Origin of the sequence: Inquilinus ginsengisoli, assembly GCF_050434925.1 — a bacterium.
Taxonomy (GTDB): Bacteria; Pseudomonadota; Alphaproteobacteria; order DSM-16000; family Inquilinaceae; genus Inquilinus; species Inquilinus ginsengisoli_B.
The window spans coordinates 1,312,271-1,330,724 of record NZ_JBNDJK010000001.1; the positions used below are offsets into that span (position 1 = coordinate 1,312,271).

Here is an 18,454-nt window from a genome sequence, read left to right on the forward strand (position 1 = left end):
CGTCGGGGCTGGCCTAGCCGATCCCGTCGTCGCCGGGCTCTTCGGCGGCTTCGCTGCCGCCGGGCGCGGCGATGGGGGCGAGGAAGGCCGAGTGGACATACCCGTCGAGCAGGCCGTCGCCTTCCAGGTCGACCCGCACCCATTCCGGCGCGATCGGGTCGACCGCCATGACATCGAGCGTGGTTCCCAGCGGCAATGTCCGGGTGGAGGGGAAGTTGGTCCCCGGGCCGCCGCGCAGGTTCAGGCCGCCGCGTGCGACGACCTCGTGGTGTCCCATCGTGCGAACGCCATGGCCTGCAGCCGGCGCAGGGGGATGGCCGGCGGACGCGGCCCAGCCTGCCTGCGCCGCCTGCCGCAGCCATTGCGGCGCGTTGGCCGACCGGCCGCGGGCGCCCCAGGTCAGCTTCGTGTGGTCGTTGACGGAGGTGCCGAAGCCGACATGGATGGTCTGGTTTCCCATATACGTGACGCCCGCGCCGATGCCGATGGCGCCACGCGCCGCAGCGGCGGTCACGAAGTCTGCCACCACCGGTCCGCCCGATGTGTCGGTGAATGACTGTACGACGCCGCCGACGAACAGCTTGATGTCGGCGGCCCATCCGTGATCGTGGCGTGTGGAGCCCGTCCGGCGCGTTCCTTCGCCGATGGCGGGCTGGCCACCGGAGACGACGTAGATCGCGTCCACCCCGACCGCCAGCGCGGCGGCGTCCAAGAGGGCGCGCAGTTCCGGTCTGATTGCCTGGTTGCGGGTGGCGGAGGCCGGCGGCCCGGTGACGATCGACAATTGCACCCCCTATCGATGCACCGCTGCCTGCCGGCGACCGGGTCTGGGATTGGACGATGTCGCCGGCGCTGCGCCGGCCCATCTCGGCCTAGCTGTTTCGTTGGGATGCACAGCCGGTTGGCCGAGACCTTTCCCGAGAGAAATCGATATCTGGCAAACAGCGACGTGGTGAAAATAAAAAGAAAAATCGAAACGAGTAACCAGTTAATTAATACCATACAGCCTGGTTTTGCGCAACCATCCACATGGGCGTCGCCATCCCGCGGTGCGGTTCTCTACGAAGTGCGTCGACCTCCTTCGTGAGGATGGAGGTCCGATAAGTTCGTCGGGTTGGTAAAGCACTCAACCGCGATTGTCTCCTGACACGCCGGGCCGCGGCCGGCCGGCGACCCTTCAGCCGGGCAAGACGGCTTCCGCGAGCGGACCGGTCCCATCGCCCCAAGCCTCCCCGGCGCGATAGGCCCGCGCCGTCGCGGCCAGCCTCTCCCCATCCGCCGCCAGCCGCTCCACCGCCACCCAGCGGTTCCAGTCCGCCGCGATGCTCCAGCCGGCTTCGCCGGGATGCGCCTGCGGCAGCCGGAAGTGGAACACCGGGCGGGCGGCGATCTTCTCGTAGGGCAGCTTGGCCCGCACCCGCGCCGGGTCCAGCCCCAGCAGCAGCGGCAGCAGGTCCAGGCCGCGGTCGCGGGTCGGGTTGGCGGCCAGGTAGTCGTCGACCAGCTGGGCCTGGCCGGGCCGGTAGCCCGGCGCCGCGATCCGGTGCAGGAACTCCGGCGGGTAGGGCGGCGGCAGATGCCGCTCCAGCCGCCGCTGCCCCTGCGCGATCTCCCGCCGCAACCGCGATTCCATCAGTCCGAAGGCCAGCATCACCGCGGTGATCCTGGGCAAATCCGCGGCCGGCGCGTCGATGTTGAAATGCAGCCCCAGCGATCCGAAGGCCGTGGCGCCGCGCCCATGGGCGCCTGCCGCGCGCAGCAGATCCAGGATGCGGTCGACCTCGGCCAGCCGCTCGACCGGCAGCGGCGGCACGATCAGCTCGCGCGGCACCGCGCCGGACACCAGCCATCCCAGGCCGGCGGCGGCCTTCGGCCCGATCCGCACCGGCAGGGTCATGCCGTGGCGCTGCGGATGGGCGTAGCGCAGGTCCAGCTCCACCGCCAGGTCGCCCAGGGCGCTGCCCCGCACCGCGAAGGCATGGGCGTCCTCGGCGACGACCTCACCGCCGACGCCCGCGGCCAGGGCCTGCGCCGCGCGGCGGGCGGAGGGCCCCATGAACTCGGCCTCGACCCCGACCAGGCGCGGGGGCTGGGGTGCCGGGTCGGGCAGCGGCTGGAACGAGGCGGATTCGGCGGGCGGCACGGGACCCCATCGGTTCGAGGCGGGAACTCCAGGCTCATATGGGCGGCGGGGGCGCGTGGTGAAGGCGATGGGGCGTTGGGTCGCGCTGATCGCGATGGCTTCGATATCGCGGGTCGACCTTGGCGGCCCCGGCCAGGCCGACCTGTGCCAAGGGCCAGGATGTCCCATCCTTCGGCGTGCCGGACTGGCGGTCGGCACAATGGTGGAGGGGCCCGGGATCCACGATGCTTCCTCTCGTTTCCAGGCGCCGCCCACGCGGCGCGGGCCGCCCCTGCCGCGACCAGGTTCGCGCCGCAGCAATCTTCAACAAAATCGGCAATCGCGTCGCGACGTCAGGCTGTGACGATGCGGTTTGCCGTTCTCTTCGAGTACGCCGATGGATGCCAGGACCGTGCGGGAGACCGCCTTCGCCATGCCGCTGACCAGCCCGGCCTTCCCGCCGGGGCCGTACCGCTTCGTCGACCGCCAGTACTTCATCATCCGCTACCGCACCGATCCGGAGGCGCTGCGCCGGGTGGTGCCGGAGCCGCTGGAGATCGTCGAGCCGGTGGTGAATTACGAGTTCATCCGCATGCCGGATTCGACCGGCTTCGGCGACTACACCGAGAGCGGCCAAGTGATCCCGGTGCGGTACCAGGGTCAGGTCGGCGGCTACACCCGCCAGATGTTCCTGAACGACCACCCGCCGATCGCCGGCGGGCGCGAGCTGTGGGGCTTTCCGAAGAAGCTGGCCCAGCCGACCCTGGCGGTGGAGACCGACACGCTGGTCGGCACGCTGAACTACGGCTCGGTCCGCATCGCCACCGGCACCATGGGCTACAAGCACCGCGCCCTGGACCTCGCCGCCGAGGCCAGGGGCCTGGGCGCGCCGAACTTCCTGCTCAAGATCATCCCGCATGTCGACGGCAGCCCGCGGATCTGCGAGCTGGTGCGGTACTATCTCGAGGATGTGACCGTGAAGGGCGCCTGGACCGGACCGGCGGCGCTGGACCTCTATCCGCATGCCTTGGCGCCGGTCGCCGAGCTGCCGGTGCTGGAGGTGCTGTCGGCCAAGCATCTGGTCGCCGACCTGACGCTCGGCCTCGGCACCGTCATGCACGACTACCTCGCCTGATGCCGGAGATTGCCGAATGCGTGGCGTGAAACGGAAGCAGGCGCGCAGCGCCCCCGGGCATATCGAGGTGCCGCCCTACGACGTCGTCGCCCTGGTGCTGCAGGGCGGCGGTGCGCTGGGCGCCTACCAGGCCGGGGTCTATGAGGGGCTGCACGAGGCCGGGATCGAGCCGACCTGGCTGGCCGGCATCTCGATCGGCGCGCTCAACACCGCGGTGATCGCAGGATCCCCTGAATCCCAGCGCGTCGACCGGCTGCGCGAGCTGTGGGAGACGATCTGCGCCGCCCCCGCGAGATGGCCCGTGACCAGCGGACTGGCCGAGGCGGCGCTGCCCTTCGCCGTGGATCTCCGCCCGGCGCACAACACCGCGGCGGCGATGCGGGCGCTGTTCCAGGGCCAACCCGGCTTCTTCAAGCCGCGCTTCCCGCCGCCTTACCTGTCGCCCTTCGCCGGCGACGCCGCCACCAGCTTCTACGACACCAGCCCGCTACGCGACACGCTGCTGCGGCTGGTCGATTTCGACCGGCTGAACTCCGGCGACATGCGGGTCAGCGTCGGCGCGGTCAATGTCCGCAGCGGCAACTTCGTCTACTTCGACACGGCGGAGCGGAAGCTGGGGCCGGAGCACTTCATGGCCTCCGGCGCCCTGCCGCCCGGCTTTCCGGCGGTCGAGATCGAGGGGAAGCACTATTGGGACGGCGGCGTGGTCTCGAACACGCCCTTGTCCTATGTGCTCTCGACCGAGCCGCGGCGCGACACCCTGACCTTCCAGGTCGACCTGTGGTCGGCCAAGGGCCGGATGCCGGACGACCTGATGGAGGTGTCGAGCCGGCAGAAGGACATCCAGTACTCCAGCCGCACCCGCGCCATTACCAATCACATGCTGCAGATGCAGAAGATGCGCCAGGCGCTGCAGACGGTGATGCAACGAATACCGCAGGCGGCGAAGCAGGACCCGGAGATCAAGGCGATCGCGGATCTGGCCTGCCACCGCGCCTACAACATCGTCCACCTGATCTACCAGTCGAAGGCCTATGAGGGCCATTCCAAGGACTACGAGTTCGGGCTGGACGCGATGCGCGAGCACTGGCAGAGCGGCCTCGACGACATCCGCCGCACCCTGGCCGATCCGCGCCGGCTGGACCGGCCGTCGCCGGAGATCGGCGTCGTCACCCACGACATCCATCGCGGGGAATGACCCCGCTTCCGTCTTCATTCCCACCTCCCACAAGGACCATCACCATGTTGAAGGGCAAGGTAGCGATCGTCACCGGATCGACCAGCGGCATCGGGCTGGGCATCGCCCGGGTGCTGACCGGGCAAGGCGCGGACATCGTGCTGAACGGCTTCGGCGACGCCGGCGAGATCGAGGCGATCCGCAGCGGCATCGAGCGCGAGCACGGGGTGCGCGCGGTCTATGACGGCGCCGACATGTCGAAGGGCGACGCGGTGCGCGGCCTGGTCGCCGCCACGGTCGAGAAGCTCGGCCGGGTCGACATCCTGGTCAACAACGCCGGCATCCAGTTCACCGCGCCGGTCGAGACGTTCCCGGCCGAGAAGTGGGACGCGATCCTGGCGATCAACCTGTCAGCCGCCTTCCACGGCATTGCCGCCGCGGTGCCGCAGATGAAGAGCCAGGGCTGGGGCCGGATCGTCAACATCGCCTCCGCCCATGGCCTGGTCGCCTCGGCGCACAAGGCGGCCTATGTCGCGGCCAAGCACGGGCTGATCGGGCTGACCAAGGTGGTGGGGCTGGAGACGGCGGGCACCGGCGTCACCTGCAACGCGGTCTGCCCGGGCTGGGTGCGCACCCCGCTGGTCGAGAAGCAGATCGGCGCGATCGCGGCCGAGAAGGGCATCAGCCAGGAGGACGCGGCGCGGCAGCTGCTGGGCGAGAAGCAGCCCTCGATGACCTTCGTGACGCCGGAGCAGCTGGGCGGCACCGTCGCCTTCCTGTGCTCGGCCGCGGCCGAGCAGATCACCGGCACCAGCGTGTCGGTCGATGGCGGCTGGACCGCCCAATAGCGCACCAGGCCCTCCGACGAGTTCCGAGCAATCGAGCCCTGACCGGCCATGGCACTCCCTCCAGCCTGGGGACTGAATTGAGCATCGAGCGGTGGAACGACGATTGGCGGCGGTGCTGGGGGCGGATGTCGCCGACTACAGCCGCCTGATGGGCCGGGATGAAGAGCGCACGCTCCCAGATTTGAAGAACGCCAAGCCGGAATGCCGGAATAATCAGGCCCGAAGATGTGTCACTTGCAGGTGCAGGCCCCGCCGACGCCGGCGCGCAGATTGGCTTCGACCCAGCGCCGCGCATCCGGCCCGAAATCGAAGGACGGGCCGATGATGCAGATCTCCGAATCGCCGCGGTCGGAGCGCATCTGCTGCGGGTCGCGCGGGTCGACCTCGATCCGGTCGTTGATGCAGTAGACATAGGTGGTCATGGCCACCGCGCTGCCGGGCGCCAGCACGGCCAGCAGGGTGATGACGAAACGGGTCGCACGCATCGGATGCCCCTCCCTCAGCCCCGGCGTCGGGATCGTCGCCGCATCCCGCCGGGCGCTGCAGTGATGCCCGGGGAACATGGCTTTGATCGGGCCGCGGCAAGGCCGGACCGCGGCCGCCGGCCCGGCTGGCGGCGCCCCTGACATCCGTGCCGTCAGCCGCGCGACGAAGCGCCTGCATCCGGGACTTCGAAGGCGGGCATGATCTCCGCCTGCATCGACGCGACCGTCCGCAGCGAAGCCTCCGGGGGCAGGTCGCCGAAGGCGAGCAGCGACATGACGTAGCTCACCCCGGCTTCGATGGCCTGCCGCAGCAGCGCGTCGCGCACGGTGGCGGCGGAACCGGCGATGCACCGTCCGCTCTCGACCGCCTCGGCAAACGGGATCGACAGCCCCGGCGGCGGGACGATGCCGCGGGCCCTGTGCAGATAGATCAGCGAGTCGGCCCACCGCGCATAGGCGGGGCCGGCCAGGTCCATCGCCTCGCGATCGCTGTCGGCGATCACCACATGCCGCACCATCCCGAGCAGCGGCGGGGCGGCGCCGGGCGCCGCGGTCTCGGCCCAGCGGGACCGGTACGCATCGGTGATGCCTCGCACGGTCGACGCCGTGCCGATGCAGGCCAGGTTGACCTGCTCCTCGGCCGCCCAGGCCGCGCTGTCCGGCTTGGCCGTGCCGTACCACAGCGGCGGATGCGGCCGCTGTACCGGCGACAGGGTGATCGGCACGTCCTTCAGGTCGAAATAGCGGCCGTGATGATCCAGCCGGTCGACCTGCATGGCCTTGAGGATGATCTCCGTGGCCTCGCGGTAGCGGTCCTGGGCCTCGGCGGGGTCGACGTCGAAGAATTCCATCTCGATCGGAGAGGCGCCGCGGCCGATCCCGAGGTCGAGCCGCCCGCCGCTCAGCTGGTCGAGCATGCAGATCTCCTCGAACGCCCGCAGCGGGTGGTACAGGTTCAGCAGCATGACCAGGGGCCCCAGCCGCAGCCGGCTGCTGCGCTGGGCCATCGCCGACAGGAACATGTTCGGCGCGGGGGCCAGGCCATGCGGCGTGCCGTGATGCTCGGCCACGTGATAGGCCCAGAAGCCCGCCCGGTCGCAGGCCTCGGCGAGGTCCAGGCGATGCCGGTACTGCTCGCCGACATCGTGGCCCGAATCATCGAGATGATCGAACACGCCGAACTTGATCGTCCGAAGCTGAAAGTCGCTTTGCCGGAACATCTTCTGGCTTCCCATGTCGGATCCTCCGCGGGATCGGAAGCCACGGTACCGGTGCCGGTTGCCGGCCACCATTCCACAGCAGTGCTGGTCACCCCCTGCGTTCGGCTGCGGCGGGGATACCTTGGTATGGGGCCTCCGAGGCGACGGGACACGGGCGTCTTCCAATACCTTGGCATAGCGCGACGTGCCGGGATGGACGATTCATCCCGGCCCCCGGCTCGCCTAGTCTCTTCGGCGGCAATCGGTACGCCGATCGCGATCGGAAGCAGTGGCACGGCACCCGCCCGTGCGGGCTCCCGCCGCGCAGGAGACGGGCAATGTCGGCTTGGCATCGGAATGCGCGGTTCGCGCTGCTGGACGAGGGGCCGCCCGGCGTCGGCCGCCCGGCCGAAGCGCAGCGCGGGTCCTTCTGATGCCCGGCATCACCGATACCCTCGACGTGATCCGGGATCCGATCGTGCAGACCGGCGTGCTCGCCGTGATCGGCGCCGTGGTGACGCGCATCGTGCTGCGCCACCGCCCGACCCGGCGGCTGGTCGGGCAGCTCGCCTTCTTCGCGGCGCTCACCGCCCTGCTGCTGTACCACGACATCGTGCCCTACCGGCCGGGGCCGGACACCGCCTCCAACCTGCAGCGCGTCTTCGTCGGCCTGGCCAAGGTGGTCTGGTGGACCAACGCGGCCTGGTCGCTGATCAGCATCGTCCGCGTCTTCCTGATCTTCGAGCAGCAGCCGCGCGAGGGGCGGCTGCTGCAGGACCTGGTGGTCGGCATCATCTATGTCGGCGCCCTGCTGTCGGTCGTCGCCTATGTCTTCGACGCGCCGGTCGGGACGCTGATCGCCACCTCCGGCGTGTTCGCCATCATCCTCGGCCTGGCGCTGCAGAGCACGCTGAGCGACGTGTTCTCCGGCATCGCGCTGAACCTCAGCCGGCCCTACGGCATCGGCGACTGGCTGGTGCTGGGCAGCGGCATCGAGGGCCGGGTGGTGGAGACCAACTGGCGGGCGACCCATCTGCTCAGCGGCGCCAACGACCTGGTCATCGTCCCCAACAGCGACCTGGCGAAGGCGCGGCTGACCAATCTCAGCAGCCCGGAGCGCAGCCATGGCGCGTCGCTGAGGGTGCGGTTCCAGCCGACCACGATGCCGTCGGCGATGGCGGAGGTGATGCGCTCGGTGCTGCTCAGCAGCGATGCGATCCTGCCGGTCCCCGAGCCGGGCGTGCTGGTGACGGCGCTGGATGCGGATGCGGTCGAGCTGGAGCTGTCGTTCCGGGTGGCGGACCTGTCGGCCACCGGCAGGGCGAAGAGCGAGATCTACGACCTGATCTGGCGCCATGCCAGGGCGGGCGGGCTGTGCCTGGCCTCGGCCTCCGAGGCGCTGGTCGCCGCCCCCGCGCCGGCGAAGCCCGGGGACGTGCCGGCCCGTCGCCGCAGCACGCCGCAGCGCCTGCTCGACTCCATCGCGCTGTTCGATGCCCTGACCGAGGACGAGAAGGACGCGCTGGCCGCGACCATGACCCGCCGCAGCTTCCGCCCCGGCGACACCCTGGTCGAGCAGGGGGCGGTGCTGACATCGCTGATGATCGTGCGCAGCGGCGTCGCCACCGACACCCGGCAGGACCATGGCCTCGGGACGGAGCTGCGGCGCCTGGCGCCCGGCGACTTCTTCGGCGAAGGCGGCCTGCTGACCGGCGAGGGCGAGCCCGGCACGATCCGCGCCCTGACGCCGGTCGTCGCCTACGAGATCACCCAGGACGGCCTGGCCCCGCTGCTGCGGGACCGCCCGGGGATCGCCGAGGAGCTCGGCACCCTCCTGGCCCGGCGCACCGCCAGCGAGCGGCATCGCCTCGAGCAGGGCCACGGCCAGGCCGCCGCGTCGGCGCCCGGCCTGGCCGCACGGATCCGGCACCTGTTCGACCTGTGACCGTGCCGCGGGCCTTAGTTGCAGCTGTCACCATCCGGCTCGGGACGGACACACTGCAGCAACAGGCCGGCGGCAGTTCTGGATCACCCATCGCAGACATCATCCGGTCCCATGGCAACCATCCGCGACTATCTCGATATCGCCGATGCGGCGTACCAGAACGATCCCGAGGGCCACGTGCCCGGCCGCTGGCGCGTTCGCAAGACCGAGACGGCGACCTGGTACGGCAACGGTTTCCAGGGATCGGTCTTCGAAGGCGACGAGGAGGTGATCGTCGCCTTTTCCGGAACCAAGGGCGGGCCGATGAACGCTCCGGTCTCCCAGAGCTCGGCCAACGCCCGCATCGCGGTCCTCGTCGTCCCCAACATGGCGGGCTCGGCCAAGAAGCTGGTGCGGTGGGCCGAGCAGAATTGCGGCGGCAAGCCGGTCTCGATCGTGGGCCATTCCCTCGGCGGCGCCTTGGCGCAGGTGGTCGGCGCGTGGTCCGGCCGTCCGTTCGTCTCGCTCAACGGCCCCGGGATGGAGGCGCATCTCAAGGCGTCGGCCTTCAACGTCTTCAAGCCGCGGCAGATGGCGCGCTCGATCCGGGCCCGGCGGAAAGGCGCGCCCGTCGGGCTGTGCCTGAATGTCAGGGGCGATTTCGTCGGGACCTACGGCAAGGGCTATGTCGGCGAGGTGCGGGAGCTGACCCCCGACGCGCGCGACCCCACCCACGGCATCGACGCGATCCGGGATGCCCTGCCTCAGGGCGATCTGGCGAAGCAGCCATGGATGCTGTCGGCCTCCTGGCCGGCGACCCGGATCGGCAATTCGGCCCCGAGGCTGGGAAACGTCCCCAGCTCCGGCCCGTCCCTCACCGAAAGGATCGCCAGTCACCCCGTGTTCCGGCCCGGTGCGGTTCCGGCGGACCGCGCAGCTGCGGACCTGCGGGATGGCATCCGCGATCCTGCGATCCCGAAACCGGTTCGGCTTCGTCGGCCGGCCCCACCGCCGCTCGCTCCGGCGCGATCCGCGCCGCCGCCGGCCGAAGCCGCCGAAGCGACCGATCTGGACCGGGACTACGATCGTCTGATGGCCGACGTGAACGGCTGGCTGGACGGTATCGGAGAGGGAACAAGGGACGATGAGCCGGCTGCGGCATCGGCCGGTCTCGATGAGACCATTGCTCTCGCCGACGAGCGGATTGCCCTCGGCGCCTGGCTGACGTCGCTGACCGGCATACCCCCCCGGTCCCTGGAGCGCGTGCTGGCGGACGCGCGCAAGGATGGATCGAACCGGGGTGAAGAAGGTCCGGGCCGCCCGGATTGATCGCCGGCGGCTGACGGCGGTCGCGCCAATGTCCTCCCGTGGCCTTGCCGTCACCCGCGACCGTCCGCGTCGGCCCTTGGGTCGTTGTATGTTGCGTTCCGGGGGTCGATGCGCTGAGCTGGCGCGGCGTCCTGACGGCGGAAGGAGGGTGAGGACATGCCCAAGCTCTCATGCCTGGCGGGGGGCGTCGCTGCGATGCTCACGGTGTCGGCAGCCGCCGCGCCTCTCGATCGGTACACCGGCTCCTTCGATGCCGAGGGCGTGGTCGCGGACGGCCCCGCCGCCGCGCCGCGAGAGGTGAGGTGCGACTTCGAGGTGCTGCAACGGCAGCCGAACCGGATCGGGCTGGACGGAACCTGCTGGGCCTATCTGATCTTCTCGCGGTCGGTCAGCGCCGACCTGTCCCTCGATCCCCAGACCGGCCGGATGACCGGGACCTATACCGGCTCGAAGGTCGGGCCGGCGCGGCTGACCGGCCAGCTGGCAGGCCCGGCGATCGATGTCCTCATCAACTGGCCCCAGCCGGTCAACGGCCACATGATGGCCGATATGCGGATCGTCAGCCTGGGTCCCGACCGGCTCCGGATCCTGGTGACCGATAGCGGGGAGCACGGCGTGCCCAGGGTGACGACGGATCTGTCGCTGGCGCGCCGGTGAGGCCCCTCCGTCGATCGCCCATCTCATCCTGATGCTTCTGTGTCTGTCGGGGGTGCAGTCCAATCAAAGTCGTCTCCGACCATCCGCTCACGGCCGGCGACGTCGTGCTCTTTGCCCGAGTTCGGCGGATGACGATCTCGCGCCCTGCCTGCCGGATCGAATTGGCCTGGCCGGGATGCGCCATAGGACGAAGCCGCTGCCGCGGCACGGGCATGCCGCGGGGGCGGAGATTTGAGCCGGCCTGGGCGATGATCGCGGGTCCTGTTTGAATCAAGGGGGCCATCCCTGCAGACAGGAGGCTTCCGTGAATGGACGCCTAACTCTTTGAACCAGTCCAACGACAAAATCGACTGACGCACGTTAAATTGCAAAATATACGATTGATGTCACTCCAATAGCTTCCTAGCCGATCTAGAACAAGATGCGCAAATATATGTTATTTTTTATGTTAAATGCTCGTTACCGGAAAGCAGGGATTTCCTAGATTTTCTTCGCCGAGGCATTTTTTGGTGTGCCTGGGAGAATTGTCTTGTATACATATTCACGTATTTCATGGTTGGTCTGACCTGCCGATGTTAGTCAGCGAATGCATTCAGGCGTTGCCGCCAAGCGTTAGCACGTCCTTGCATACGATCAAGGGGGTGGGGTTAAGCCAGCCTTTCCCGGCGCGCCGCCTGCGCATTTGGTTCTAAACCGACGCAGCTCCTGGCATCCCGCAACGCCGGTGTGCGCATCCGTTCACAGCTGTCACCGTTGCTCCGCCTCTGCGGGGCATTAGCCTGAAGGGGAGGATTTGACCATGGCCATCATCAACGGAACCGCGGGCAACGATGTCATCAACGGCACCAGCAGTACCGACATCATCAACGGCCTGGGCGGCAATGACTGGATATGGGGTCACGCGGGGGCCGACATTATCAATGGCGGGGCCGGCGACGATGACAGGATCTCCTATACCGCCTCGAACGCCGCCGTATCGATCAATCTCGCCACCGGTGCCGCCAGCGGCGGCCATGCCGCCGGGGATATATTCCTCAACGTCGAAGGCGTGATCGGCAGCAGCTTCAACGACACGCTCGTCGGCAATGCCGGCGGCAATCAGCTTTGGGGCCATACCGGCGACGACACTCTGAGGGGCGGGAACGGTGACGACGGCCTGCTGGGCGACGTCGGCGCGGACCGTCTCGACGGCGGCGACGGGATCGATACGGCACGCTATGACTTCGCGGCCGCCGGCGTGTCGATCGATCTCGCGAACGGCACGGCCAGCGGGGGTGAAGCCGAAGGCGACATCCTCATCAGCATCGAGAATCTTCGGGGCTCCGCGCACGATGATTTCCTGGTTGGCGGCGCGGGTGCGAGCACGCTGGAAGGCCTAGCCGGCAACGACCGGATCATCGGCATGCAAGGCGACGATGTCATCGATGGCGGCGCAGGTGATGACGAGCTGCATGGCAGCTGGGGCGCCGACACGCTCCGGGGCGGGGATGGCATCGACATCATCGCCTATCTCAATTCGGATGCCGCCGTCACGGTCAACCTCGCCACCGGCCAGGCGGAAGGAGGCTACGCTGCTGGGGACACGTGGACCGGCATCGAAGGCGTCAGCGGCAGCCAGCTGAACGACACCCTGACCGGCGATGCGGCCGCGAACACGCTCATCGGCCTTGAAGGAGAGGATCGCCTCGACGGCGGCGCGGGCGCCGATACCCTCGATGGCGGGGCCGGCAACTTCGATGTCGCCCTGTACAGCGATTCGTCTGCCGCCGTCGCGGTCGACCTGCTCGCCGGCACGGCCGGCGGGGGCGATGCTGCCGGAGATACCCTGGCGGGCATCGAGGGCCTGATCGGCTCGACCCACGGTGACCAGCTCTTCGGCAATGACCTGTCGAACGGAATCAACGGCGGCGCCGGCGACGACTTCCTGCGCGGGCGTGGCGGATCCGACCTGCTCCTCGGCGGCGCCGGCGCCGACACGCTCGACGGCGCGGCCGACGACGACGGCCTCTTCGGGGACACCGGCGATGACATCCTGCATGGCGGCGCGGGGGCCGACGAGCTCGACGGCGGGGACGGCATCGACGAGGTCTACTACGACGACTCATCTGTCGCGGTCTCGGTCAACCTCGCCACCGGTGCCGGCAGCGGCGGCGATGCCGCAGGGGACCAGTTGATCGGCATCGAGGATGTCTTCGGCAGCGGCTTCGACGATAGCCTGACCGGCAATGCGGCGGCGAACCGGCTCATCGGCTTGGGCGGAAACGACGTCATAGACGGGGGCGCGGGAGCAGATTGGCTCATCGGCCAGGATGGCGCGGACGTCATCGCAGGCGGCGCCGGGGATGACGACCTGCACGGTGGCGCGGGAGCCGATACGCTCGATGGCGGAGACGGCGTTGACCTGATCTCCTACGAGCTCTCGTCTGGCGCCGTGTCGATCAACCTCGCCGCCGGCACGGCCAGCGGAGGCGATGCCGCTGGTGACCAGTTCACCGGGATCGAGATCGTGTGGGGCAGCGACTTCGACGACACGCTCATCGGTGACGCCGGCGACAATGATCTGGACGGCTTTGCCGGCGACGATGTGCTGCGCGGGGGGGCCGGGACCGACGGTCTGACCGGCGGCGACGGCGCCGATCGCCTGGTCGGAGGCGCGGGCGACGACCGGATCTCGGGCGGTGCGGGCGCCGACACGCTGTACGGCCAGGCCGGCGCCGACAACTTCGCCTTCGCCGCGGCCGGCGACTCTGTCCCCGGCTTCGACACTCGCGACGTCGTCGCCGACTTCTCATCGGCCGAGGGCGACAGGATCGACCTCGGTGCCATCGATGCCGATGGCGACGGCGGCAACGGCGACACAGCCTTTACCTTCATCGGCGCCGCCGCCTTCTCCGGCCAGGCCGGACAGCTGCGCGTCGTTGACAGCGGCGGGCAGGTCACCGTGATCGGTGCCGACATCGACGGCGACGGCCAGGCGGACCTGTCGATCGCTTTGATCGACGCTCCGGCCCTGACCGCGGCGGATTTCGTTTTATAGGGCGGTCAGAATCGAGCGTGGAGGTGCGGTCGGCTGCGCCACCGCACCTCCACTTTCTCCGTCTCCCATCCTTGATGGCGGTCTCACCCTACGTCCACCTTCAATCGGAGCGGTCATTCAGCCGCCTTGGGCCCGACTTCCGCCTTTCTCGGTCGGCCCAGCCTGGAGCTGGCTACCAGACATGAAGGAAGTCGGGCTCTTGGCACGCCCGAGCCCTCTGGACTGCACCCCTGGACTGAGACAGAAGAATTAGGGTGACATGGGCGATCGGAGGCTGATGCTCGACAAGCCCGGATTCCCATCCGCAGTGTCCCGCGCTCGCTGATCAGCCGACACCCGTCACCCCACCCACTTCATCGAGCTGTCATAGGTGCTGTGCCGCTGCCCCTCGACGGCATAGCGCAGGGCGTCGACGGCGTGGTTCTCGCGGTCCTCCAGCTCGGACAGGATCTCGCCGGTCTTCGGATGGGTGCGATAGCTGTACAGCGCCAGCTCGTCGATCAGGTGGCGGCAGCGCGGATGCACCACGATGTCGTGCGCCTTCAGGAACTCGACCCCGTCCTTGACCGACCCGGCCCCCTTGGTCGACCCGGCGATGCTGCCGAAGCCGTTGCGCTGCATGTAGCTGATGGTCTCCGGCCGGGAGCTGTCGGCGATGATCGGGCCGCGCCGCGACCCCGGCACGGTGTCGAACAGCGCCGGCGTCCGGTCGATCTCGCAGCCGACCTGATGGGCCTCGTGGTCGACGAACAGCGTCCGGCCCTGGACGAAGCAGCGCACCAGCACCGTCGGGTCGCGGGCGAAGCCCCAGTCGGCGCCGAACAGGAAGCGGGCATCGGCCGGCGTGTCGAACGCCTCCACCTTCCAGTTCCTGAACACCCGGGCCTCGCTGAAGGTCTGGTAGCCGCCGAGCCAGACATGCTGGTGCTTGTCCGGGTCGCGCGCCTGGTCCCACTCCATCTCCACCCGCAGCACCTCCGGGAAATGCGGGTTGTCGGAATATCTCACCGGCACCAGCAGGGAGCCGGGCGGCGGCGTCCCGCCGCGGAACAGCGCATCCACCGGGTCATCCGCCCGGGTCGGGTTCCACGAGAACCACAGCTCCGATCCCGGCTTGCGGATGGTCGGGCGCAGCAGGTCCAGGCTGCGGATCGACAGGGCTTGCGCCTCCTCGACCCAGGCGATGTCATAGCCCTCGAGCGATTTGATGCTCTCCGCCGTGTGGTTCTGCATGCCCTGGAAGATGATCCGGCCGCCGCCGGGCGTCAGGATGCGGTCGGCCTGCACCGTGAAGGCCGCGCCCAGGTCCAGCGCCTGGATCTTGTCCTCGATCAGCCGCTTCACCGACTGGTCGAGCGAGCGCTGCACCTCGCGGATGCACACCGCCCGCAGCGGCGCCGCCTCGATGCAGCGCCGCACCAAGAGCTCGGCGAAGGCATGCGACTTGCCCGAGCCGCGGCCGCCGAACGCGGCCTTGTAGCGCGACGGCTCCAGCAACGGCTCGAAGGCGGGCGGCAGGTCGGGTGCGGGCAGGGCGGCCGGCGCTTCGTCCAGGTCGCGAAAATCCCGGTACGCCCGGTCCAACCCCAGCCGGTCGGCCGCGGCGCGGCCGGTGGCGGCGCCCGGGGACAGCCGGGCCTCGGCCGCGCCGGTCAGCCGGCGCATCGGCTCCGGCAGGGGCTCCCCCCGTCGCCGCCGCCCGGCCGCTGTCTCGAAGCACAGGATCAGGGTTTCGGGCCTGTTCGGCATCTCACCGGCCCGCCTCCTGGCGTCGCCGTGATCGAAGCGGGAGAAGAGGACCGCCGCCCCGGCGTTGCTGTGAAGCTGCCCGGCGACATCGCTCCAGCCCGTCCTGCTCCTGGTCGCATTCCTCCGCATCCCGACCTCGCATGAAAAAGCCCGCCGCGGCGGGGCCGGGCGGGCGCAACTCTTCGACTCTGCCCGAATCATGCGGCGTGACGCGGCGTCGCGTCAAGAACAAATAGAGAACATTCGATCGGGCGATCCAGCGACGCTGCTTGTGCCGGCATCGGGGTGGAGTCTGTTAACACATTGTACTCTTGTATTAATCTGTGATCATGTTCATGGTGCGTTCTATGGACACCGCGCAGACCGATTCGATCTCGGAAGCCCCGGCCGCTCCGGCGGCAGAGGGGGATCTGCGCGTGCTGGCGGAGTTGGTCGAGCTCCAGATGTCGATCGCCCGGGCGACGCAGCAGGGGGCGCTGCAGGTGCCACAGCCCGGCGCCGACTATTGCCAGCGGATCGCCACGGTCGCGCGCTCGGTGCGGCTGACCCTGCTGCTCAAGGACAAGCTGTCCCGGCAGGTCGACGAGCGTCGCAAGGCCGCGGCGAAGCGCGAGGCGGCGCAGGAGGACTTCCACGATCTGCGGGTGAAGCTGGCGATGCTGGCGGCGGCCTACGAGGTGTCGAAGGACAATGAGGAGATCCAGCGCCGCGTCGCCGAGGTGCGCGAGCGGCTGGAGCGGCCGGAGGTGGCGGAGTTGATCGAAGCCTGCCGGGCCCCGGTCGCAGTGGCCGCCTTGTGCCGGCGCTGGGGCTTGCCGGTGCGGGTGGAGCGCTGGCTCGAGATGGCCGACGAGGCCATGGAGCAGCTCGGCTTCATACCGCCGCAGGACGGCGAGGACGATCCCGAGGATCAGCCCAAGCCTCGCCCGGCCTCCGGCCGCAGGCCCAAGAAGCCGGATACGGGGTGAGTCGCCGCGCGTCGCAGCTCACCCATCGGCCCACTTCCAGCACCAACGAACGCAGCCTTCCACACTCCCCCTCCCGCGAGGCTAGCGTGAGCACACATCTTTCAGTTGCCAGGTGGCCGAGGCTGAGCGAGGGCGAAGCCGATGGCGATAGCGTCGAAGCGTTGGAAGCCGTTGTGCATGGTAATGGGTCCTGGGGGACGCTCGGAGGCATACCCCTTCCAGCCTCCGAGGCGAGCGATCAGCCAGGAGGCCCAGGCGAGGGTTTCGGGCGGGAACGGGTTTTTCTGCTTCAGGGTCTTGCCTTCGAGGGATCGGACCAAGGCCTTCAGGACAGGCATGTCGGCTGGTCGGAACACTCGCGCGGCCGGGATGAGGGCGCCGGCCTGTCCGCGGGCGTGGACGCATTGCATGACGCGGATGGCGGCGATCAAGGCGGTGGCGGCGAGGTTCTCAAGGGCATCGCCATCGGCGATGAAGCTGTCCTCGATGGCGATGCCCCGGGATTTGAGGGTGCGGAACACCTGCTCGACGATCCAGCGCCGGCGGTAGAGCTCGACCACGGCGACGGCCTGGTCGAGGGTGGTCACGACATGGCTGGTGTAGAGCCGCCAGAGGATCGGTGTCTGGCCGGGCGGCGGGTCGATCTCGCTGACCTCGACCAGGTTGAGGGTGAGGTCGCGCGGGTCTTTGGGATCGGCGCCGGTGGCGGGCTGGCGCAGACGGACGGAGCCGAAGCGGACCGCCAGGGAGACATGGCGCGCCGGGCGGCCGGGCCGGGCGTCGAGGTCGAAGCCGATCCGCCCGGCCTCGGGCCAGGCGGCGACGGTGTCGTGCAGGCGCGGCCGCTTGCGCCCCTGGCCGGCGAGCGCCCGGTCATGATGGCAGCGCACCAGCAGATGGGTGTGCAGACCATCGGGGCCGGCCTCGGGAAGGCGGGCGAAGAGTTCGTAGATGTCGGCTTCGCGGTCGGCGACGACGGTGGCCAGCGGGGTCTCGGCCAAGACGGCGCGGGCGGTCCTGACGGTCGCGATCCAGCGGTGGCTTTCCTTGGTTTCGATGGGCTGCGCCTGATAGTCCTCGGCCTTGGCCTTGTGGCGCCGCCAAAGGGTCGCTCCGGCCAGCCCCAGCAGGGTGCCGTCGGCGGCATCGACGGCGATGGCGGGATGGACGAACAGGCCGACGTCGCGGCCGTTGCCGACCCGCCCGAGGCCGCGCTTGCGGCCGGCCTTGCCCTCGAAGTTGATCTCGGACGTGTCCTCGATCAGCAGGACGTGCCGGCCGGCAGCCGCCACCGCGGTCTGCGCCGCGGCGGTGGCGACGATCTCGGCCGCAGTCACCTTGGGATTGCGGAAGAACCGCGTGGTCGCGACCATTTCGGCGCGGTTGTCGGCGAGTTGGCGCATGGTCGCGGTGAGGCGCATGCAAAGGCGCTCCAGGATCCACCCCCCCTTTGCTCCAGGCGGTGGTCCCTGAAGTATCCCAGCCCCTCGCTCGCCATCGCCGACCCCTCCCGAATCAACAACAGCAGGGATAGAATCACAGACGATTCAGAGCGTTCAAGCCCCCACCTCCAGCCAGCACAACGCCTCGCCTGCTGCAACAAAAAGATGTGTGCGCACGCTAGCCTTGCGGGAGGGGGTTGAGGGGAGGGGTCTGCGCGCGTCCGCGCGTGAATGCGCAGAGGACAGGCCTTGGCATCGTGACCGAAGCGTCAGACGGCCGGCCTTGATGGTGAAAACCCCCTCCCCCTGCCCCCTCCCGCGAGGGGAGGGGGAGAGCAGGAGGGATGGATCGGCTCGAATGGCGGTATTCCGAAGAGGTCTC

General features: G+C 69.2%; 14 protein-coding genes. 8 read left to right on the plus strand and 6 right to left on the minus strand.

Annotated features, from left to right (window positions below):
* Positions 1-13: 13 nt before the first annotated feature.
* On the minus strand, positions 14-784 hold the full coding sequence (locus tag QFZ27_RS06405) for an SH3 domain-containing protein (protein WP_429225259.1): 771 nt from the start codon (positions 782-784) through the stop codon (positions 14-16).
* 393 nt (positions 785-1,177) lie between these two features.
* On the minus strand, positions 1,178-2,143 hold the full coding sequence (locus tag QFZ27_RS06410) for an amidoligase family protein (RefSeq protein WP_429225260.1): 966 nt from the start codon (positions 2,141-2,143) through the stop codon (positions 1,178-1,180).
* 376 nt (positions 2,144-2,519) lie between these two features.
* On the opposite strand from QFZ27_RS06410, the gene QFZ27_RS06415 reads away from it, so the two are divergent.
* The 3 genes from QFZ27_RS06415 to QFZ27_RS06425 are packed head-to-tail and all read left to right on the plus strand — an operon-like array spanning position 2,520 to position 5,282.
* Positions 2,520-3,257 (plus strand): acetoacetate decarboxylase, encoded by a 738-nt coding sequence (locus QFZ27_RS06415; RefSeq protein ID WP_429225261.1) that lies wholly within the window; start codon positions 2,520-2,522, stop codon positions 3,255-3,257.
* A 16-nt stretch (positions 3,258-3,273) separates the two neighbouring features.
* Positions 3,274-4,455: a DUF3734 domain-containing protein gene (locus QFZ27_RS06420; RefSeq protein ID WP_429225262.1), complete on the plus strand. Its 1,182-nt coding sequence runs from the start codon at positions 3,274-3,276 to the stop codon at positions 4,453-4,455.
* A 44-nt stretch (positions 4,456-4,499) separates the two neighbouring features.
* The gene (locus tag QFZ27_RS06425) at positions 4,500-5,282 is read left to right on the plus strand and encodes a 3-hydroxybutyrate dehydrogenase (RefSeq protein ID WP_429225263.1); all 783 of its coding nucleotides are present in this window, start codon (positions 4,500-4,502) and stop codon (positions 5,280-5,282) included.
* A gap of 230 nt (positions 5,283-5,512) precedes the next feature.
* Here the strand turns inward: QFZ27_RS06425 and QFZ27_RS06430 are convergent, their stop codons facing one another.
* Together QFZ27_RS06430 and QFZ27_RS06435 are read right to left on the minus strand one after the other, a co-directional pair.
* Positions 5,513-5,767, minus strand: a complete 255-nt coding sequence (locus QFZ27_RS06430; protein ID WP_429225264.1) for a hypothetical protein — start codon at positions 5,765-5,767, stop codon at positions 5,513-5,515.
* A gap of 152 nt (positions 5,768-5,919) precedes the next feature.
* On the minus strand, positions 5,920-7,002 hold the full coding sequence (locus tag QFZ27_RS06435) for an LLM class flavin-dependent oxidoreductase (protein ID WP_429225265.1): 1,083 nt from the start codon (positions 7,000-7,002) through the stop codon (positions 5,920-5,922).
* Positions 7,003-7,399: 397 nt separating this feature from the next.
* Here QFZ27_RS06435 and QFZ27_RS06440 point away from each other — a divergent pair, with 397 nt between their 5' ends.
* From QFZ27_RS06440 to QFZ27_RS06455, 4 genes are all read left to right on the plus strand, one after another.
* Positions 7,400-8,911 carry a cyclic nucleotide-binding domain-containing protein gene (locus QFZ27_RS06440; RefSeq protein ID WP_429225266.1) on the plus strand — a complete coding sequence of 504 codons (1,512 nt, stop codon included), beginning with the start codon at positions 7,400-7,402 and terminating at the stop codon, positions 8,909-8,911.
* A 111-nt stretch (positions 8,912-9,022) separates the two neighbouring features.
* Positions 9,023-10,219, plus strand: coding sequence for a Tle-like phospholipase domain-containing protein (locus tag QFZ27_RS06445; protein ID WP_429225267.1), 1,197 nt, complete (start codon positions 9,023-9,025; stop codon positions 10,217-10,219).
* A gap of 156 nt (positions 10,220-10,375) precedes the next feature.
* Positions 10,376-10,876 (plus strand): hypothetical protein, encoded by a 501-nt coding sequence (locus QFZ27_RS06450; RefSeq protein ID WP_429225268.1) that lies wholly within the window; start codon positions 10,376-10,378, stop codon positions 10,874-10,876.
* A gap of 799 nt (positions 10,877-11,675) precedes the next feature.
* Entirely contained in the window at positions 11,676-13,913 is a 2,238-nt protein-coding gene (locus QFZ27_RS06455) for a calcium-binding protein (protein WP_429225269.1), read from the plus strand.
* A 339-nt stretch (positions 13,914-14,252) separates the two neighbouring features.
* Here the strand turns inward: QFZ27_RS06455 and QFZ27_RS06460 are convergent, their stop codons facing one another.
* Positions 14,253-15,662, minus strand: a complete 1,410-nt coding sequence (locus QFZ27_RS06460; protein ID WP_429225270.1) for a PBSX family phage terminase large subunit — start codon at positions 15,660-15,662, stop codon at positions 14,253-14,255.
* A gap of 335 nt (positions 15,663-15,997) precedes the next feature.
* Here QFZ27_RS06460 and QFZ27_RS06465 point away from each other — a divergent pair, with 335 nt between their 5' ends.
* Positions 15,998-16,630: a hypothetical protein gene (locus QFZ27_RS06465; RefSeq protein WP_429225271.1), complete on the plus strand. Its 633-nt coding sequence runs from the start codon at positions 15,998-16,000 to the stop codon at positions 16,628-16,630.
* 101 nt (positions 16,631-16,731) lie between these two features.
* On the opposite strand, the gene QFZ27_RS06470 is transcribed toward QFZ27_RS06465, so the two are convergent.
* The gene (locus QFZ27_RS06470) at positions 16,732-18,051 is read right to left on the minus strand and encodes an IS4 family transposase (RefSeq protein WP_429225272.1); all 1,320 of its coding nucleotides are present in this window, start codon (positions 18,049-18,051) and stop codon (positions 16,732-16,734) included.
* Positions 18,052-18,454: the final 403 nt, after the last annotated feature.